Below are 19,248 nucleotides of genomic sequence, written 5' to 3' on the forward strand. Positions count from 1 at the left end.
GCGGTGCTCGCGCACGCCCGCTTCATCCGATGAACCGTCGCGCACCGGCCCGCGCATCGCGGATCGACACGCGCGCTGAAAATGGAGACTGCTTCATGCGAATCCGCACGCTTGCCCGCAGCATTGCAACCGCCGCCACCCTGTCGGCCGCCGCGTCCGCCGTCACGACCGCCCACGCGGCCGGTGAACTGAACATCTACAACTGGTCCGACTACATCGCACCGGACACGGTCCCGAACTTCCAGAAGCAGACGGGCCTCCACGTCCGCTACGACAACTACGACAGCGACGACACGCTGCAGGCGAAACTGATGTCGGGGAATTCCGGCTACGACATCGTCGTGCCGACGTCGAACTACATGGCCAAGCAGATTCAGGCGAGCGTCTACCAGCCGCTCGACAAGTCGAAGCTGCCGAACCTGTCGAACCTCGATCCGCTGCTGATGAAGATGGTCGCCGACGCCGATCCGGGCAACCAGTACGGCGTGCCATGGGCCTACGGCACCGACGGCATCGGCTACAACGTGCAGGCCGTGAAGAAGGCGCTCGGCGACAAGGCGCCGGTCGACAGCTGGGCGCTGGTGTTCGATCCGGCCAACATGGCGAAGCTCAAGAGCTGCGGCGTGTCGTTCCTCGACCAGGCCGTCGACGTGTTCGCGGCCACGCTGCAGTACATGGGCAAGGACCCGAACAGCACGAACCCGGCCGACTACCGCGCGGCGTACGAGGTGCTGAAGAAGGTGCGCCCGTACATCACGCAGTTCAACTCGTCGGGCTACATCAACGATCTCGCGAACAACGACCTGTGCGTGTCGTTCGGCTATTCGGGCGACGTCGGCATTGCGCACCGCCGCGCCGCCGAAGCGAAGCGTCCGTACGAGATCCGCTTCGCGAATCCGAAGGAAGGCGGGCTGCTGTGGTTCGACATGATGGTGATCCCGAAGGATGCGCCGAACCGCGACGCCGCGCTGAAGTGGATCAACTACCTGCAGGATCCGAAGGTCAACGCCGGCATCACCAACGCGGTGTTCTATCCGACCGCGAACAAGGCCGCGCGCCAGTACGTAAAGCCCGCGATCGCGCGCGACCCGTCGGTGTATCCGGCCGACGAGGTACTGAGCAGGATGACGCTGCTGAAGCCGATGCCGCCCGAGATTCGCCGGCTGCAGAACCGGCTGTGGGCGCAGTTGAAGACGGGGCGCTGAGCGTCGCGCCGCGGGACTGAACCGTGCCCAGCGGCGGCTCGCGCCGCAGGGCATGGTTCCGATCGGCTGCGGAATAGTCGGCCTATCCGACAGGGCGTCGACCGCCTGCCCCAACTGACCGACGAGCCCTCGTCAGACTTCGGCTTCGCGACGGACGGCCGCAACTCTCCGCGTAAGGTTGCCGTCGATCGGGCTCCCGCAAAGGCCAGCTGGTCTCGGCTTATCGTTTTCCGCTCCGGGGCATCGCGAATCGCAGTAATGCCACGCAGATCGCCACGCTCCCTGCGATCACCCGCCAGATGATCTGCAATCCTCTCCATGAAATCTGCCAGAGACGACTAACCCAGTGCATGCTTCTCCGCCTCTCGGTCGGCGTGCGCTTGTTCAAGCCCACCGTCTTGGCCGTCGCCAGCGCGATTTTCCCGCCGATGACAATGGAAAAAAGCACGTAGTAGATCCATCGATAGTGCTTCGACCGACGATCGTCGTTGACCTGCGTCAGTAGTTTCTCTTGCCGGTCGCGAAACGCGACAAGTGTCGAGACGACACATTCGCTTGCAAGCGATGCCGGATTGAACGCATCGTGCCTGACGTCTCGCCCGTCAAGCCGCTCGGGAAACGACGTGCAGAACTGTATCGGGGTTCTCAGGCACCGCGACGATGACGGCGGCAACACGCTGACCCTATCGTCGATCCGCGTAACAGGACACATGTCCTCGTTGTATGTCGCAATTTCGTTTCGCAACGACGTGATTTGCTCCGGTGTCAGACGTTGCCCGTTGATCTGGTACATATCCGCCGCGGCGTGCGGCCCCGTGACGACAAAGACAGCCGGATCTTCTGCCGAGTAATCGAGCAGTGTTTGCTGCACGCTCGACGCCCAGCGGCATGACAGGCTCTCTCCCAGCCTGTTCTGCGCGCACCACGATTCATACCGTTCCGCCTGCTTCAACAGATAGGCGCTTGCTCTCTGCATATCGCGGGAACTCTCCTGCAGAGACTGGACATGCCGGTTCGCTTGCGAATCGAACACGGAAAAAATGCCCGCGAGCAACGCGGCCGCGTACCAAACATGATCGTAGACATGCCCGAAACCGTCGCCGATCGGAAGGAGGTCGATGAGCACAAGCACGCCGCACCATCCCGCGACCAGCCCTAAACCTACCAGCGTCAGCATGCCCCAACCGCTGCCCAGCACACCGCTCCCGCCGATGACGAACGAATCGGGCACAAATGAAATCAAGGGCCACCAGCCCTGCAGTACCAGCAACCCCGGGAGCAAAAGAATTGACAATGCAACCAGGGCCCCCTTCTTCCGGGCGAGCACATATCCCGTCGTGATGTAGAGAAACGCCAACACCAGCAAGAGTATCCAGAGCACGACCAGAATCGGCAGCATCGCTTCGCCTGGCGACCAATAACTCGAAACGACCTGCCCCTGCGCATCCTTCTCGACAAAATTCGACGAGACAAGTCCGAGTCCTTCAAAACTTTGCTGAATATTCCAGGCGCCGCCTTTCAATATCACGAGATAGGGGTATATCAGCCAGCCCAAATATTTGCCGAGAAAATACCCCGACCGCTCCGCGACGATATAAACAATTTCATTCATTTTTCAATCCATTGAATCAACACGATCGACCCATCTAAAATCCCGGCCTTAACCAGAATCATTCTAGGTGTGATATGCCAAAAACAACAATCAACGGATCTCTTTTATATATTCTAAAAAATCAGTCTCTTTGTTTTATTTCACCGGCAATCTCGTCTTGACGGACTGGTTTGCCGGTCGGCGCCTCGCCAGGCATACGGGCACTCCTGCCGGAGCCGCACACCCCGCACCGTGTTGCATGTCACCACCGCGAACACCGTCACGACGTGAACCGCATCTACCAACATGTCGACCGGCGCCCCCCGTGGCGTCTGGGCCAGATGTGGTGCGAGACCATCGGTCATGCCTCTGTTCGCGGCTCGACCATGATGCAATGACTGCCATTCGACCGTGAACGTGCACTCGGCATGCGGGATGACCGGCCGGGACACGAGCGTGTCCGATCTCCACCGAGGCCGATTGCATCAACTATCGCGACACCCGCTCCGCCGCAAACGCGTCTTCCACGAACCGGATCACGTCGTCGAGCGACGACGTGCACGTAGCGCCCGCCGCGAGCGCGCGAAACGCCCCCTCCGGCCCGAAGCAGACGAGCGGCTTGCGCCAGCGCAGCGCGAGCGCAATCTCCTCGGCCGTGCCGTGCCCGCCCGGCAGCGCGACGATCAGGTCGCTGCTCAGCACGTTCACGTAGTTGCGGTTGATCGTGTGCGGCTCGGCATCCGGCTCGCGGCGCGGCAGCGGCGTGAGGATCGGGATGTCGACGAACGGATGCGGATAGCCGTCGAGCGGCACGAAGCCCGCGAGCGGATCGGCCTGCGTCGGCAGGATGCCGATCGATCGCCCGGCCCGCCCGGGCACGCCGGCGAACGCCCGCGCGACCGCCAGCATCACGCCCTGCCCGCCGCCCGTCAGCAGGTTGAATCCGGCCTGCGCGAGCCATGCGCCGAGCGGCTCCGAAAACGCGAGCCACGGCTCCTTGCCCGAGCCCATCACGCCGATCGTCCTGTTCTTCTGCTGCATCGTGGTTTCCGGAGAAGTGGTTGGATTGCGCGCGCTCGCCGCGCTCATTCGAGCTCGACGCCCTTGAGCTCGGGAATCAGGAACAGCGTCGCGACCATGTCGAGCACGTAGAGGCCGGCGAGCATCGCGATGGCCGTCTGGAACGAATAGTGCGCGGCAAGCGCGCCGACCGCGACCGGGCCGAAGCCGCCCACCGCGCGGCCGATGTTCCACAGCACGTTCTGCGCGGTTGCGCGTGCGGCCGTCGGATAACCCTCCGACATCAGCGTCCCGTAGCCACCGACCATCCCGTTGACGAACATGCCCATCAGCGCGCCGGCCCACAGCATCGCCGTGGGGTCCGACAGCTGCGCATACGCGATGACCGTCGCCACCGCGCCGAGCTGGTACAGCAGGAACGTCGGCTTGCGCCCGATGCGGTCGGCCAGCTGCCCGAACACCCAGACGCCGATCATCATCCCGACGACCGTCACCGCCGTCCACACTCCCGACTTCGTCAGCGAGAAACCCATCTGTTTCGACAGGAAGGTCGGCAGCCAGATCATGATCCCGTAGTAGCCGAAGTTCTGGACCGAACACAGGATCACGATGCCGAGGCTCGTGCGCGCGGTGCGGCCGTCCGCGACGAGCAGGCGGAACGCGTTGGCCTTCGGCTGCGCCGCGCGCTGCACGAACGCCTCCGGCTCGTGCAGCTTGTTGCGCATCGCCCACGCGAGCAGCGCGGGCAGCACGCCGACCAGGAACATCCCGCGCCAGCCAATGTGCAGCAGCAGGAACGGTGTCAGCAGGGCGGCCAGCAGCACGCCGGCCTGCCAGCCGAGCGCGACGTAGCACGACACGCGTGCGCGTTTGCTGGCCGGCCACGCTTCCGCGGCGAGCGCCATGCCGATCCCGAACTCGCCGCCCAGCCCGATGCCCGCGATGGTGCGGTAGACGAGCAGATCCTGGAAGCCCTGTGCGAACGCACACAGCCCGGTGAAGACCGCGAACAGCAGGATCGTCCAGGTCAGCACACGCACACGCCCGTAGCGGTCGCTCAGCGCACCGAACAGGATGCCGCCCGCGACGGCGCCGATCAGCGTCCAGGTGACGAGCGCGCCGCCCTGCCCGGCTGTCAGGTGCAATGCCGCCGTAATCGCCGGCAGCATGAAGCCGAGGATCAGCAGGTCGAAGCCGTCCATCGCATAGCCGATCGCCGATCCGGCCAGCGCTTTCCACGCGTACGCGCCGACCTGCTCGACGCGCGGGGCCGACGGGCCGCCGAGCGTCGGAGATTTCATGTTTGCTGCCATGGTGTCCCGCCACGATTGTCCGGCGACATTCTAAGGCCTGTGCCCGCGAACGAAGGGCCGGCAGGTCGGCCCGTGGCGAGGGTCCGCGCGCGCCGGCGCCCGCCTGCGGGACGACATGGCGGCAACCTGCGGGTCATGAACGGGAGAGTAAAACGGCGGGCCGGTGTCGGCGGTGAAGCCGGCGACGTCGCGGCCAGGCCGGACACCGGACGAACGACTACGTGGGGAGAGCGGGTTGCCGGCCGGCCCGCTTGCGCGAGCCGGAGGGCGCCGGATGGTCCGGCGGCCTGGCCGGCTTCAGCCCTGGTCGTCTCCGGGCCACCAGGTCTTGGCCTCGCGGTCGACGGCGAGCGTCTCGAGATCCTTGCCTTCGAGCCATTTCGGCCGCGGGCCGCGGCCCGACCATGAGCGGCCGGTCGTCGGATCGTAGTACTTGGCAGGTGCCTTGCGTTTTCGCTGGACGATATAACCGAGCGCGCTCAGCACTTCCTGCTGCGAAATTCCCAAAAGCTCGACCTGTTCCTTGAATGCCGCGAGCGCGGCCTGCTTCTCCTTCTGCTTCGCATCCGACAGCTTGATATTCAGGTCCCGAAGTTGTGCTTCGAGTTCCTGCAGGGCCTGGGTCATGTATTCATCCTCTGTGGGCATGTTTTCGCAAAAAGCTCCGATGGCGGAACCTACCACGAAGTTCCGCCGATGGGTGCTGTCAAATAGATGTATCGTTTGCCTGAGCCGGCGCGGCTTGCGCGATACGCACTAAACGACGTCGCGCGTCAATCGATGACAGACTGAACCGGCCCGGCGACGCGCAGCCCGCCGCATACGAAGGCACGGGCGAACGACTGCGGCAAGTAAGCGCCGCACCAGGCACTGGCGCGGCATGGCGCGAATGATAGCAGTGCACGGCATCGCGATGCAGAAGTCGTCGGCCGGCGTCGATCCGAACCCGGCCGCTTTTTGGCGACTTTTCGGCCGCTCGTCGGTCGCTTTTCGGCCGCTTACAGACCGACTTCGCGGGCGTCCCACGCGATCCTGTCGAACAGCGCGCGCAGCTTCGCGCCGCGCGCCGCGTTCAGCGCGGCCGCATGCGCGACGCGCCCGGCGAGATGCGCGCGGAAGTCCGGACGCGCATCGCGATTCTGCGACGCCGGCCCGCTCCGGATGCAGTTGGTCAGGATGGCCTTCAGGAGATCGAACTCATCGCGCGCCAGGTTCGGATGACGATTGACGACCACGCCGGCGAGTTGCTGGCGCATGCCGCGCCGCATCACGCGCGTCTTGCGCAGGTGCAGCGCAAAGCCCTCCTCGAGCGCGATCGCGGCCACGCGCACCTGCAGCCGCTCGACGTCGCGCGCCAGCGCCCCGCCGCCGGAAAATGCGAGATCGTCGGCATAACGCGTGTAGGTTGCATCGAGCGAACGCGCGAGTGCGGCAAGCCGCATGTCGAAGCCGAAGGCGCTCAGGTTCGCCAGTGCCGGCGACGTCGGCGCCCCCTGCGGCAGATGCCGTTCGCGATAGCGCTGGCGGCCGATCCAGTCGAACCGGTCGCGCAGGTCCGGCGCCAGCAGCCGCGCGGACGGTACGCGATTGGTGCACATCCCGGTGAGCGTGCGCGCGACTTCGGCCGGGTACCCGAGCGTGACGAACAGCGCGTGAATGCGCGCGGCGCGTATCGATACGAAGAAATCCGCGAGGTCGAAACGGACGACGACATCGCGATCGGCATGCGGTGCCGCGAACGACACGATCCCGTGCCCCTTGCGAAAACCGTGTACCGCATCGTGCGGCGCAATGCGGTCGAGCAGCCCGTGCAGGATGCGGCGCTGCGCTTCGCGCAGCCGGCCCTTCGGGATCTCGACCAGGCGGCACCCGCCGCTGCGCTTGTCGTGCGCCACGTACGTGTAGTGATGCAACGGCGTGGCGCCGCTGCGCGCGTCGACGCGCCAATGGTCGGACAGCCAGTCGAGTTCCGGCACGCGCACGCCGAGCCAGCCGGCGAGATCGCCGGGCGTCGCCCATTGCGGCACGTCGCAGCCGGCCAGCGGCGCCGGCAACGGCTGCTGGACGAGCGGCCGCCGCACGACGCGGATCGCGGCGGGCCGGTCGCTGCCGTACCACGCGAGCACGAACGGCGGCGCATCGGCGAGGTGCACCGCAAGCGCATCGATGTCGACATCGGCCCAGCGCGCGCCGAAGCGCACGAGCGCGGCATCCGCGACTTCGTGCGTCCACGTCGGCGCGCCGCCGAGCACCGCCGCCATCCGGGACAGGACGCCGGCACGTTCGGGCGCGCCGGCCAGCATCGCCTCGGCAATCGTGCGGGTGGTTTCGCGCAGGGATGAAGACATGGAAAAGGATGGGCGGGACGATGAGCCAACGTGACGGGTACTGCGAGGAGTCACGTTGCGCAACGCGCAACGGCGCTCCTTGCGACGCATCGGGATGTCGATCTGATCCACGGGGTAGCCCCGTAGTCCTGGAACATCGGCTGCCTGTTCCGGGCGTGAGCTTGACCCACCGGCCCGCGATGCGACTTTAAAGGCCGCGAACGCGGCGTGTCAAACCGGGGCGATCCGGCGCTGTCGGATCGCGACGACCGACCTACGCGCGCCGGGAAAACAGTTCGCGGTACGCGATCGGCGCGACGCCGACGCCGGCCATGTTGTTCAGCATCGTGGCCCAGGTCGCGTTGTCGACGCTGACCGGAAACGACCGCACGCGGTTGGCGAGCAGCCAGAAGGTGCGCGTCATGCCGTTGCTCATCGCGACTTCGTACCCGCCTCCCTCGATCCAGTAGCCGACCGGCGGCAGTGCCACCGGCTCAAGGCGGCCGGCCCGGAACGCGGCGGCAGCCGACGCGTACTTGCTGTCGAGCGGCATGACGCGCCGCGGCACGCAGTCCTGCGAGTTCGGCTGCGGGAATCTCGGGCTGGTGCCGAGCCACAGGCCGTAGAACGTCTGCGCGTCGAGATGCACGACGTAGCGCTCCGTTTCGGCGGGCGTCGCCGCCATGTAGCAGTCGGCCTGGCCCGGAACGGCGACGCGCCACATCGCGCGCTGCGCGCTGAGGTCGACCAGTTCGCTCGCCTGCGGCCGCGGGTGGACGGGGGACGGTCGTCCCATTTCGCGCAGGTCGCGCGCGCGATCGAGTCCGATACGAAGACGTGTCAGCATGGGCCCTCTCTTGCTCTCGTGATTTGTTCGAATGAGCCGGGGGGGCGGGCGAAACCATCGTCGCGTGTCGGCAAACCGTGTGTCCGGCGCCCCGGCGCTCCCGGTGTGCCCGGGAACCCGCGCAGTGTAGCGCCTTTCCGTTCGGGCACGAGTCGCATCGTGCCAGGGATTCCTCCCGCGCTCGAACGATCGCCCCCCATGAACGCCCATGCGCTTCGCCTGCCGCGCCGGCACCACCATCGATCATCGCCTCAATATTCGTCGCCGATTATTTGAATATTGAAACAATCAAAAAATAAAAACAACACCATCCAGAATTCAATTAAATCAAATTCAAACAAAAAATTATCGAATTCCATTAACGATAAATTAATTCGATTGGCGCCCTCAAACCCAAATAAATAGTCTGTGTTGTGCGCCGCAACACCGCGATTCAAAAATCAAAGAGGTAACGGAGGCGCAGCACGAATCCTTTCATTCGTGCTTGGTCGCAAAGTTCCAGCTTGCCAGGCCCCGTTGATTTCCAGACGCTTGCGAATCAGCAATCCGGAAGGACAGACATGTCTTTCCGGACGTGGCCGACGTCGTCAGATCGCATCATTTCATTCAATTCCAAAGGAAAGTCATGAAGAAGATTGCAACCGTGCTGTTTTCAGCACTGATGCTCGCCTCCACGTGCGCGTCCGCACAGGCGCTTTGCAAAGCCGGCAAGATCGACAAGATCGAAACCGACACCACCGGCAACCTGCTGGTGACGATCAACGACGGTGTCTACTCGTTCAGTGCCAAGGAAGTTTATTCGATTATTTACCAGGCATATTCAGAAAACAGAAATCTGTTTATCTATGGAAATAATTGCGCGAATGGCTCGCCGGCGACCCGCTTTGCGATTCGTTAATCGACCTTGAAGCGCTCGACGATTATCGATACGTGAAGCCCGGTGCTGGATTGACGGTCTGAATCCAGCACCACCGCGGGCTGGGGTGCCGATACTGCGTGACATGGCACCTGCATGCCCGCGACCTGTTCATCCATCTGCTATTCCCGGCCGGGTACCGATGAAGCCGGCCGGCTTGCCGTCAGGAGTCAGCCGTCGTCCTGCGTTTGTCGCCTCCACCGCATCATCGCGACGTTCACGCCGAGCCGGATGCCGGTTCGTTGCGCGAGGCTCGCGCGTGATTCCATGTGCGGCTTGTGAAAGCGCCTGCACGGCCGTAGCATCAGGCGTCCCTGCGTCGGCGACCGTCGGGGCTCGGCCATGAGCAGACGCCCGGCCGTCGGATATCGCCATGCGCAGACCATACCCATCCACGTCGAAGGCGCCCAATGATCGACCACGTTTACATCTCAGTCACCGACATCGAAAAATCACTGGCCTTCTACGCTGAAGCCTTGAAGCCACTCGGCTGGAGAATTTTCGGCAACTACGACTCCGCTTCGGGCCCGGAAGGCGTCCCCGATCTTTACGGCATCGGCGACGATGTGTACGGCAAGGGAGCGGGAGTCGGATCGAGCATCTGGCTGCGCAAACGTCATCCCGGCGAGACCGGGCTTTACGTCGGGATCGTCTGCGACACCAATGAACTGGTCGACGCCGCCTACGCCGCCGCGATCAAGGCCGGCGGGATTGACGAGGGGAAACCGGCGGATCGTACCTACTTCGCCCCCGGCTACTACGCCGCCAACGTAGCCGACTTCGACGGCAACCGTCTCGAATTCGTACACAAGGCGTGGAACCCGAAGCGACACGCGTAGCAGATTGATGCACGGGCGCCCTGCCTGTTCGGCCTGCGCCGCCCGCGCCGACGCGTGAATCGTATGCGGCACGGCGCACCCCGCATCGGCTGAGGGGTGCGACCGCGCGGGCCGTCTCCCGGCGGTCCGCCACCGGCGACGTCACCGATCCAGCAAGCGCCCCAGCCGCATCATCGTGACGTTCACGCCGAGATGCCGCATCGACGGTTGCACGATCACGCAGTTGTCATACGGCGTGACGATCACATGGTCGCCGTCGCGGGCAATTTCAGTGCCGGCCTTCCCGATCACCTCGAGCCCCGTGAACGGTTGCGAGAATCGGAAATCCATCGAACGCGCAACGACCGGCTCCGTGATCTCGACGAACTTCTGCCGCACCGGCACGGCCTGCGTGAGGAAGGCCGCGACGTCGTCGCGCGCAACCACGCCCGCATGCAGCAGGAAGCGCGCCGCGCTGTCGAGCGCGACGTCACGCGCGCTCGCGGCGAAGTGCTGGCCCGTCTCGATCAGCAGCGCATTCTTCGCGCTCGCCGCGTCGCCGAAGCCGCCGTAGTCGCGCAGCCGCGTGCCGTTCGCATGGCCGCGATCGATGATCACGTGCTCAGGCGTGCCGATTGCGGCCGCCAGCGCGATCGCCTTCTCGAGCGGCCCGGTCATCATCAGCGGCGCGGACGCCTCGTGCATCGAATGAATGTCGAGCAGCAGGTCGACCGTATCGAGCAGCGGACGCATCGCGCGCGCACGCGCGAGCTCGCGGCTGTCGCGCGTACCGTCGAGTGCGGCCGGCGTCCACACGCGATTCATGTCCTCGTCGAGGTAGCGCGTCGCATCGGCATTCTCCGCACTGAAGTGCTCGTATGCGCCCACGTTGCCGAAGCCGAGCGACAGCCGGCCCGCAACCGGCTGCAGGCCCGCGGCCAGCAACGTGTCCACCGCGATCGCGCCGCTGACTTCGTTGCCGTGCGTCAGCGCGAGGATCATCACGTGCTTGCCGGGCCGGCCGCTGTCGAACGTATGCAGATAGTCGATGCCCGTATTGCCCGCGCGCCAGCGCGAGATGTCGGGGAAGGCCACTTCGATCGGATAGGCCGGCAAGGCGGCGCGGATGGCTTCAAGCGTGGTCATGTCGGAAAGGCTCAACTGGGTTCGGGAAAGGCACGGCCGGCATGTGCCGGCTGCGCCGGAATCGGGGTGGCGGCCGGCGCGTCACGCCCCGGTCGCGCGTGTCGATGGCGCGGCGGCAGCCGCCGCGCCGCGCATCCGGCGGCCGAGCGAAATCACCGACGTGATCCCGAGCACGGCCGTCGCCATCACGTAGAAACTCGGCGCCAGCTTGTTGTGCGTCGCGTCGATCAGCCAGGTCACGATCAGCGGCGCGAAGCCGCCGAACAGCGTCACCGAGAAGTTGTACGACAGCGCGAGGCCCGTGCCGCGCGTGCTCGTCGGGAAGATGTCGGCGAGCAGCGCCGGCAGCGGCGCGAGGCTCACCGCGATCAACAGGCCGACCAGCGCCTGGACCGCGAGCAGCGTCTCGACCGTCGGATAGCGGTTCAGCATGACGAACAGCGGCCACGTCGTCGCGCCGACCAGGATCAGCGCGATCAGCATCACGCGGATGCGGCCGAAACGGTCCGACAGATGCCCGACGACCGGCGCGGCGACCATCAGCATCGCGCCCGTGACGACCGCGCCGAGATACGACGACGTGGCCGGGATATGCAGCTGCTTGACCGCGTACGTCGGCATGTACAGCTTGTGCACGTAGTTGAAGGCCGTGGCCGTCGCGACCACACCCGCGCCGAGCAGCATGTTCGCGCGATCGCGCACGAACACGTCGCGCAGCGGCGACTTCGCGCGCCCTTGCTCGCCCAGCCGGCGGAAATCGGCCGGTTCGTCGATGTTGCGGCGAATGTAGAGCCCGACCGGGCCGATCAGCAACCCGACCGAAAACGCGACGCGCCAGCCCCACGTGTGCAGCTGGTCGGTCGTCAGCAGCAGGCTCAGCAGCGCCGATACGCCGGCCGCGAGCACCGTCGCGAGCCCCTGCGTCGACATCTGCCAGCTCGCGAAGAAACCGCGGCGCTTCGCGTCGGCCTGCTCGACCATGAACGCGGTCGCCGCGCCGAATTCGCCGCCCGTCGAGAAACCCTGCAGCATCCGCGCGACGATGATCAGCAACGGCGACGCGATGCCGATCTGCGCATACGTCGGCGCGAACGCGATCATCGCGGTGCCGAGCATCATCAGCCCGATCGACATCGTCAGCGATGCCTTGCGGCCCGCACGGTCGGCATAGCTGCCGAGCACGATCGAACCGAGCGGACGCGTGACGAACGAAATGCCGAACGTGCCGACCGACAGCAGCAGCGAAGTCGCCGCGTCGTGCGTGGGGAAAAACAGCTGGCCGATGACGATCGCGAAGTAACCGTAGATCAGCAGATCGTAGAACTCCAGCGCGTTGCCGATGCTCGCGGCGCAGATCTCGCGCCACGGGTTGTGCGGGGCCGGCGTCGCGCCGTGTGTATTGCGGGTCATCCCTTTGCTCCTCCGGTAATGCTGGCCGTCAGGATTTTGAAAGACGGCGCGCGGCTTTGCCGGCGGCCGTTCGGGCCAGTCAAGCGCGGAGTGTAGGCAACGCGGGGCAGGCGTTCGTGCCGTTTCGGCACGCAATCGTGCCGATCGGCGCGCAGGCCGCGCGGGCGCTGCCCGCGGAGGCTATGCGGCGCCGTCGTCGCGTGCCGGCGCGGTGCGCCAGATCGCGTCCAGTACCGGGTGCGGGTCGTTCCGTCGACGGTACAGCGCAATGTCGAAGCCGATCTGCCAGTCGGCGCCCCCGACGATCGCGAGCTCGCCGCGCCGCACGTCGTCGGCGACGAGCCGCTGCGGCAGCCACGCAAGGCCGAGCCCGCGGCGCGCCATCGCGAGGATCGCTTCATACGAGTCGGCCTGGTACACGGGCCGCAGCGTCGGGCGGCCGGGCATTTCGGCGAGATGGCGCGCCAGCACCGCGCGCAGGGTCAGCGTGCGCGCGAACGCGAGCCACGGCACAGGCGCCTGGCCGGCCGGCAGCCGGTAACGCACGCTGCCGCGCGCATCGAACGCGCTGACCGGCACCAGCACCTCGCGCGCGACGGACAACCAGTCGAAGCGGTCGCGATCGATCAGCAGCCGCGTATGCGGGCTCGAATAGACGATCAGCATGTCGGCGTCGCCGGCCGTGAGCTGCAGGATCGCTTCCTCCGCACTGCCGGTCGACACGGTCGCCGTAAAGAAGCCGGCGCGCGCAACGGTCTCGTCGTACCAGTCGGGGAAGAAGGTGGCCGACAGCGTGCGGCCGGTCGCGATTCGCAGGTTGTTCTCCAGCACCGGCGACGCTTCCTGGAGTTGCGTGCGGGCGCCGTGCAGGATGTCGAGCGCGTTCGATGCCGCATCGAGAAAGACGGTGCCCGCCGCCGTCAGTTCGAGCGGCTTCGTGCGCGCGATCAGGCGCGCGCCGACCCACTCCTCGAGCGACCGGATGCGGCGGCCGAACGCCGGATGCGTGACGAACCGGTTCTCTGCCGCGCGGGTGAAGCTGCGCGTGCGGGCGAGTTCGACGAAGTCTTCGAGCCATTTCAGTTGCATGGCTGGGCTCCTGGGTGGGCGATGATGGGCCGGCCAGTGCGCGCGGGCCGCCTCCGTCGCGCGGCTGCGGCTGCGGCTGCGGTTACGGACGCGGACGGCTGCGGATCACGCGGCGCGGGCCGCGGCGTGGCGCCCGATCCTACAGCGTCTGCGGCGCATCGCGCAGCACGGCGCGCAGCGCGATATCGAAAGGCGTCGCGTGATCGATCCCGGCTGCACGCACGCGCGATGCGTCCAGATGGCAATCGTACGGACGCGGCGTCGCGTCGGTCGGCTGGTCGATCCGCGTGAGCGATGCTTCGATGCCGAGCGCGGCCGCGATCCGCTGCGCAATGTCGTACTTCGTCATCGGCTCCTCGCCCGACCAGTGACGGATGCCCGTGATCGACGCACCCGCGAGATGGCGCAATGTCAGGTCGCGGATGACGTCCGCGACGTCGGGCGTATACGTCGGGTAACGGATCGCCCAGGCGTCCATGCCGACCGCGTCGGCGCCCGGCCGTGCGGACGCGGCGATCGCCGGCACGAGACTCGTGACGGCCGATTCGCTCCAGTCGACGATCGGGCCGTACAGCAGCGGCAGGCGCAGCACGCACGACAGCGGCGACGCGGCGAGGAGCGCCGCCTCGCCTTCCAGCTTCGTGCGGCCGTAGATGTTCAGCGGATTCGGGGTGGCGTCCTCGCGGTACGGAGCGGCCTTGCCGTCGAAGACGTAGTCGGTGGAGATGCCGAGCGTCCATGCGCCGTGGCGCGCGGCGAGCGCGCCGATGCGCGCCTGGGCGGTGACGTTGATCGCGCGTGCGCCGCCAGGATCGCGTTCGCAGACGTCCGGGCGGCGTTCGGCCGCGCAGATGATCACCGCGGCCGGCTGGCGGGTGGCGAACAGGTGTTCGAGGGCCGGCTCGTCGAGGACGTCGAGTTCGGCGAGGTTTTCCGCCGGCAACGCAAGGCGTTTTGCGCCTGCGCCGTGCGGGTTGCGGATCGTCGCGACGAGGTTCAACGAAGACTCGCGGGACAGCGATGCGGCAACCGCGCGGCCGAGGAGGCCGGCGGCGCCGATGAGAAGAACGGTCGATTGCGGCACGGTAGCCATCTGTGAAAGGGGAACGGGGATTTCCGAGAGCCTATCCCAACTTTTGCATGCCGGGCATAAACCGATGACCGGCGCGCCGCCTCATGCCGGGCAAACGCAAGGCAGTTATTTCGATCGCGGGGGCTTCAACCCGGAGGCGATCCGGCAACGGATGCCCGGGACACGCGATCGTGCAACGAATGACGGGCAATCCGTCGCGATCGTGGCAGCATCGACACCGCCCGAATCAATCAGGAATTCGAACATATCCGCTGCGTGCCGATCAGTGAGCGGCGGCACATGGACGCCGGATGCTCCGCGGCACCGCGCACGCGCCACACGTCACACCCCGCCCACAAAAACAAAACCCGGCGCACTTACGTGCACCGGGCTCCGAGCCGGACAGAAACGCCGCCCCGCGTTACTTCCGGTCGAGCGAATACCGCCCCGGCCCGGTCAGTGCGAGCAACAGCAGCCCGCCGATGATGCTCACGTTCTTGTAGAAGTTGATCATCGCCATGTATTGCTCCATCCCCTGCAGCGCCCAGTAGCGATGGCCGATCAGCGCGGTCGCGAGCGTATAGGCGGCGAACACCAGTGCGAGCGGACGCGTATAGAAGCCGGCCGCGATCAGCAGGCCGCCGACCAGCTCGACCGCCACCGCGATCACCGCGGCCAGTTCGGGCGCCGGGTTCCCCGTCGACGCCATGTACGCGACGGTGCCCGAGAAGCCGCTCAGCTTCTGCCAGCCGAACAGCACGAACAGGATCATCAACAGCACGCGAGCCGCCAGCAGCAGCTCGTCCTTCTTCGACTCCAGCGAAACGTAACGCATAGCAATATCACCCTTGAATTGACGGTTTGATGCATCCGGTGCCGAGAGGCGCCGAATCACTCCTCGCACGATCGGACAGCAGGCCGGAGGGCTCGCCGCCGAAGAATCCGTCGGGTTGCGCCGTTCCCAGCGCGCTTCCGATCGGTTCTGGCGAAGCACGGATGCAGTCTACTGTCTCGCCACGAATCATCAATCCGTCAAAGAAGGATTCGCTGTCTCGTTCAAGTGGACAATCGAAGACAATCACGCCGACAGGCAAAGGTCGGCAGGCAGCGCAAATCAACCCGCTCAATGTGTCCGGAACACGGAAACACCCTACTTCTTTCAGGCCACCTGATTCAATCGATATTTTCGGCCTCAATTGACGTAAATCGGTCACAACCGCGTATCACGACTGTCATTGAACGACGAGTTCGATATGCGATTCACAAAGGCTGACTTGATTCACACAACCCTCCCTGCATTGCAATCGACCTGGCATTCCGTTGCATAAAAAAGCTCATGGCCCGGAAACGAACATCGGCAATGCGAAAACGTTTCACGGGCAGGCGGGTTGGAATCACCGGTGACGCGTTTCGTCCGTCAGACAAGGATTTCAGCCCGGTATCGACCATGGAACACGCTTTCCACATACCGTCAATCGATCCGATGTTTAGCAGAACCAGCTCAAAACATTGACCAATCCTTCTCGCCCTTTTCCGGCTCTCAAAACCGTGAAAAATGCTTGAATAAATACAACCGAAACGGTGTGTTTACGGCAAAAGATCGCAAACCTTTAGCCCTCACTCAAACACCCCGTTCCAATCTGCATTTTTCTCGACATGCATTACAAAAAATTACCAAGCAATACCGATTTAAATATACGATAGCGCACGTCCTTACGTTTTCCCGACACTCCCGTGAACCCCGGGAACGCGTCGCGCCGGACGCGCCCTGCCTTCGAAGCGCCGCAGGCCGACCCGGCAGCCGCTCGTCACGGGATCGTCATTCAATCGGAGACCACCCATGGCAACGAACACGCCCGTGAGCAGCGGCGCGAACACGAACAGCCTGTTGCAACAGGCGGCGCAATCGATCATCAACGGCTCGACAGGGAATCCGTCGATGGACGTCGGCACGCTCGTCAAGACGCTGGTGAATGCGAAAACCGCCGGCCGGGCCGCCGCGCTCGCCGCGTCGCAGACCACCGGCACCACGCAGATTTCCGCATTCGGCGCGCTGTCGTCGGCGCTGGGTGCGCTCGAGGCGGGCCTCGCCTCGCTGACGAATGGCGGGCTGCAGTCGACGTTCACCGCGGTCGCGAGCGGCAAGGGCCTGACCGCGACGGCGGGCGCGGGCGCGGTGGCCGGCACCTACACGATCGGCGTCACGCAGACCGCGACCGCGCAGGCACTGGCTTCGGCGGGCTTCGACGGGAGCAAGGCGCTCGGCACCGGCACGCTGACGCTGTCGCTCGGCAGCCAGTCGTTCAAGGTCGACGTCACCGGCACGAACAACACGCTGTCGGGCATCGCGGCCGCGATCAACTCCGCGGCGAACAACCCGGGGATCAGCGCGACCGTGATCAACGGCACCGACGGCGCGCACCTCGTGCTCGCGTCGACGAAGACGGGCTCGGCGAACGCGATCAGCGTCGCGGTCGGCAACGTGGCCAACGACAACGGGCTGTCGAACCTCGGCGTCACGTCGACGGCCGACACGACGGGCGGCGCGTCGAAGATCGAATCGGCGAACAGCGCGGCCGCGTGGCGACAAAGCGCCGTCGCGCAGGACGCGAAGTTCACGCTCAACGGCATCGCGTCGACCAGCGCGAGCAACACGGTGTCGGGCGTGCTGAGCGGCGTCACGCTGAACCTGTCGGCGGCCGCGGTCAGCGCGACCGATACGCAAACGCTCACGGTGAGCACCGATACGAAGTCGCAGGCGGCCACGATCACGAACTTCGTGAGCCTCTACAACACCGTCGTCAAGACGATGGGCGCGCTGTCGAGCTACACCGAAGGAGCAAGCTCGCAGGGTGCGCTGATCGGCGATTCGACGCTGAACACGATCCGCAACTCGCTCGCGTCGATCGTCGCGCGCGGTGTCGCGAACGAGAACGGCAACGGACACACGAACCTGATGGCGATCGGCATCTCGCTCGAGAAGGACGGCACGCTGAAGGCGGACAGCGCGAAGCTCGACAGTGCGCTGTCCAGCAACCCGTCAGGGGTCGCGCGCCTGTTCAACTCGACGAACGGGATGGGCAAGCAACTGACCGACCAGATCGCGCCCTTCACGAAGAAAGGCGGGATGATCGAAGTGCGCACGAACGCGCTGAGTGCCAACCTGAAGCGCGTCACGCAGCAGCAGACCGATCTGGCCGACTACGCCTCGCAATTGACCAAGCAGTATCAGGCGCAGTTCACGGCGCTCAACACGCTGATGGCCAAGATGAACTCCAACACGCAGTACCTGACGCGGCTGTTCGGCGGCGCCAACAGCAGCGGCACGCTGGCGAACAAGTGACGAGCGCCCGGGCGGCCCGATGATCGCGGCGGCGGCCGCCGGTCTGTGGATCGACCTGCTCGCGCCACCGCGCGTGGCGTCGTGCCCGGAAACATCGTTCATACCCGGCCGTGCGCAAGCGCGCGCCGGGCGCCCTCCGCCGGTTCGCGCTCCATCCCGGCGGGCTGCTTGCCCGCAGTTCACCCCGAACGGCCGTGCCGTCAGCCGAGACCTTCGACGCGATCGGCAAACAAATCGATCGCACGCGACACCTGACGCCCGAAATAGCCTGGCCGTTCGCGCTCGTATGCGCGCAGCAGCGACGTGCATTCACGCTCCGGCCAGCGCCACACGGGGCCCTGTTTCGCGAAGACCGGATGACCGTGCAGTTCGGCCGGTACCGCGTGCTCGTCGTCCCAGCCCCAGAAATACGCCTGATACGCGCGTGCGTACGGCATCCCCAGATGGCTCGCCACGGTCTCGTCGTGGCGCAGCGTGAAATCGACGATTTCCTTGCGCGCACGGCCGCCGATATCGTCGTGACGCGCCTCGATCCAGCAGTGATACCTCGCGAGCTGCGACAGATGCCGCGCGGTGCGGCGCCGCTCGCGCGTCGTGCACAGCGCATACAGGTTGCCGCCGCCGAAATCCAGCACCTCGCCACCCGCGAACGGCCGGTACGGCTTGCCGGTCAGCAGCGTCAGCACCTGCGCGCCGACGATCGCGTAGTCGGCACATCGCATGTAGCCGCTGCGCGTCGTCGCTTCCGACACGCTCCGGTGGACGACCTCATCGATCACGGCGTGCAGCATGGGATCTACCGGTGCCGCCAGGATCGGCGGCTGGCTTGTCGTCGTCACGTGTTGCATGGGAAGCGGATGCGGATTCAACGGTTCGTCGGGAAAAGCGCTCGGCGGCGCGATATTACGAATCGTTACAAGAAACGATGAGGGGCGTTGATCAGATTTGTGTGCTTTTGTCGCCCTGCGTGAACATGCAGCGGTCGGCCGGCGGCGGTTGATCGCGGGACGCAACGCGTCGGACGGACGGACGGACGGACGGACGGACGGGCGGCGGCGCCGCGGCTTGGCTTGGCTTGGCTTGGCTTGGCTTGGCTTGGCTTGGCTTGGCTTGGCTTGGCTTGGCTTGGCGCTCGGCTCGGCTCGGCTCGG

18 protein-coding genes are annotated in these 19,248 nt (G+C 65.5%); 4 read left to right on the forward strand and 14 right to left on the reverse strand.

Annotated features, from left to right (window positions below; translation table 11 throughout):
- The first annotated feature begins 95 nt into the window (after positions 1-95).
- Positions 96-1,205 carry a polyamine ABC transporter substrate-binding protein gene (locus tag FOZ70_RS34750; protein WP_048029152.1) on the forward strand — a complete coding sequence of 370 codons (1,110 nt, stop codon included), beginning with the start codon at positions 96-98 and terminating at the stop codon, positions 1,203-1,205.
- A gap of 220 nt (positions 1,206-1,425) precedes the next feature.
- On the opposite strand, the gene FOZ70_RS34755 is transcribed toward FOZ70_RS34750, so the two are convergent.
- The 6 genes from FOZ70_RS34755 to FOZ70_RS34780 all read right to left on the reverse strand — a co-directional run bounded on the left by FOZ70_RS34755 (position 1,426) and on the right by FOZ70_RS34780 (position 8,303).
- Complete coding sequence (locus tag FOZ70_RS34755) at positions 1,426-2,817, reverse strand: hypothetical protein (RefSeq protein WP_219707718.1); 1,392 nt, start codon at positions 2,815-2,817, stop codon at positions 1,426-1,428.
- A 468-nt stretch (positions 2,818-3,285) separates the two neighbouring features.
- Positions 3,286-3,885 carry a Rossmann fold nucleotide-binding protein gene (locus FOZ70_RS34760; RefSeq protein ID WP_021160123.1) on the reverse strand — a complete coding sequence of 200 codons (600 nt, stop codon included), beginning with the start codon at positions 3,883-3,885 and terminating at the stop codon, positions 3,286-3,288.
- A complete protein-coding gene (locus FOZ70_RS34765) occupies positions 3,882-5,129 on the reverse strand; it encodes an MFS transporter (protein ID WP_175889914.1) in 1,248 nt (415 codons plus the stop codon). Before FOZ70_RS34765 ends, FOZ70_RS34760 begins: the two co-directional genes overlap by 4 nt.
- Positions 5,130-5,426: 297 nt before the next feature.
- Positions 5,427-5,756 (reverse strand): H-NS histone family protein, encoded by a 330-nt coding sequence (locus FOZ70_RS34770; RefSeq protein ID WP_021160121.1) that lies wholly within the window; start codon positions 5,754-5,756, stop codon positions 5,427-5,429.
- 371 nt (positions 5,757-6,127) lie between these two features.
- The gene (locus FOZ70_RS34775; RefSeq protein ID WP_219707719.1) at positions 6,128-7,477 is read right to left on the reverse strand and encodes a reverse transcriptase family protein; all 1,350 of its coding nucleotides are present in this window, start codon (positions 7,475-7,477) and stop codon (positions 6,128-6,130) included.
- 253 nt (positions 7,478-7,730) lie between these two features.
- On the reverse strand, positions 7,731-8,303 hold the full coding sequence (locus FOZ70_RS34780) for a hypothetical protein (protein ID WP_059651981.1): 573 nt from the start codon (positions 8,301-8,303) through the stop codon (positions 7,731-7,733).
- 625 nt (positions 8,304-8,928) lie between these two features.
- On the opposite strand from FOZ70_RS34780, the gene FOZ70_RS34785 reads away from it, so the two are divergent.
- On the forward strand, positions 8,929-9,201 hold the full coding sequence (locus FOZ70_RS34785) for a hypothetical protein (RefSeq protein ID WP_021160117.1): 273 nt from the start codon (positions 8,929-8,931) through the stop codon (positions 9,199-9,201).
- Here the strand turns inward: FOZ70_RS34785 and FOZ70_RS34790 are convergent.
- Complete coding sequence (locus tag FOZ70_RS34790) at positions 9,198-9,338, reverse strand: hypothetical protein (protein WP_219707720.1); 141 nt, start codon at positions 9,336-9,338, stop codon at positions 9,198-9,200. The two genes, FOZ70_RS34785 and FOZ70_RS34790, sit on opposite strands and share 4 nt — an antisense overlap.
- Before the next feature lie 291 nt (positions 9,339-9,629).
- Between FOZ70_RS34790 and FOZ70_RS34795 the strand changes: the two genes are divergently transcribed.
- Positions 9,630-10,058 (forward strand): VOC family protein, encoded by a 429-nt coding sequence (locus FOZ70_RS34795; RefSeq protein WP_021160115.1) that lies wholly within the window; start codon positions 9,630-9,632, stop codon positions 10,056-10,058.
- Positions 10,059-10,199: 141 nt separating this feature from the next.
- On the opposite strand, the gene FOZ70_RS34800 is transcribed toward FOZ70_RS34795, so the two are convergent.
- From FOZ70_RS34800 to FOZ70_RS34825, 6 genes are all read right to left on the reverse strand, one after another.
- Positions 10,200-11,183 carry a succinylglutamate desuccinylase/aspartoacylase family protein gene (locus FOZ70_RS34800; protein WP_059489286.1) on the reverse strand — a complete coding sequence of 328 codons (984 nt, stop codon included), beginning with the start codon at positions 11,181-11,183 and terminating at the stop codon, positions 10,200-10,202.
- An 81-nt stretch (positions 11,184-11,264) separates the two neighbouring features.
- Positions 11,265-12,593 (reverse strand): MFS transporter, encoded by a 1,329-nt coding sequence (locus tag FOZ70_RS34805; protein WP_021160113.1) that lies wholly within the window; start codon positions 12,591-12,593, stop codon positions 11,265-11,267.
- A 180-nt stretch (positions 12,594-12,773) separates the two neighbouring features.
- Entirely contained in the window at positions 12,774-13,682 is a 909-nt protein-coding gene (locus FOZ70_RS34810) for a LysR substrate-binding domain-containing protein (RefSeq protein ID WP_048029143.1), read from the reverse strand.
- Positions 13,683-13,821: 139 nt separating this feature from the next.
- A complete protein-coding gene (locus tag FOZ70_RS34815; protein WP_060147450.1) occupies positions 13,822-14,775 on the reverse strand; it encodes an SDR family oxidoreductase in 954 nt (317 codons plus the stop codon).
- 400 nt (positions 14,776-15,175) lie between these two features.
- Entirely contained in the window at positions 15,176-15,589 is a 414-nt protein-coding gene (locus FOZ70_RS34820) for a DoxX family protein (RefSeq protein WP_021160104.1), read from the reverse strand.
- A gap of 7 nt (positions 15,590-15,596) precedes the next feature.
- On the reverse strand, positions 15,597-15,968 hold the full coding sequence (locus FOZ70_RS34825; protein WP_219707721.1) for a hypothetical protein: 372 nt from the start codon (positions 15,966-15,968) through the stop codon (positions 15,597-15,599).
- Positions 15,969-16,594: 626 nt separating this feature from the next.
- Between FOZ70_RS34825 and fliD the strand changes: the two genes are divergently transcribed.
- On the forward strand, positions 16,595-18,097 hold the full coding sequence (fliD, locus tag FOZ70_RS34830) for a flagellar filament capping protein FliD (RefSeq protein ID WP_219707722.1): 1,503 nt from the start codon (positions 16,595-16,597) through the stop codon (positions 18,095-18,097).
- A gap of 200 nt (positions 18,098-18,297) precedes the next feature.
- On the opposite strand, the gene FOZ70_RS34835 is transcribed toward fliD, so the two are convergent.
- Positions 18,298-18,945 carry a hypothetical protein gene (locus FOZ70_RS34835; protein ID WP_060331360.1) on the reverse strand — a complete coding sequence of 216 codons (648 nt, stop codon included), beginning with the start codon at positions 18,943-18,945 and terminating at the stop codon, positions 18,298-18,300.
- Positions 18,946-19,248: the final 303 nt, after the last annotated feature.

Source organism: Burkholderia sp. COPS (genome assembly GCF_019425585.1).
In the GTDB taxonomy this organism is placed as follows: Bacteria; Pseudomonadota; Gammaproteobacteria; order Burkholderiales; family Burkholderiaceae; genus Burkholderia; species Burkholderia cepacia.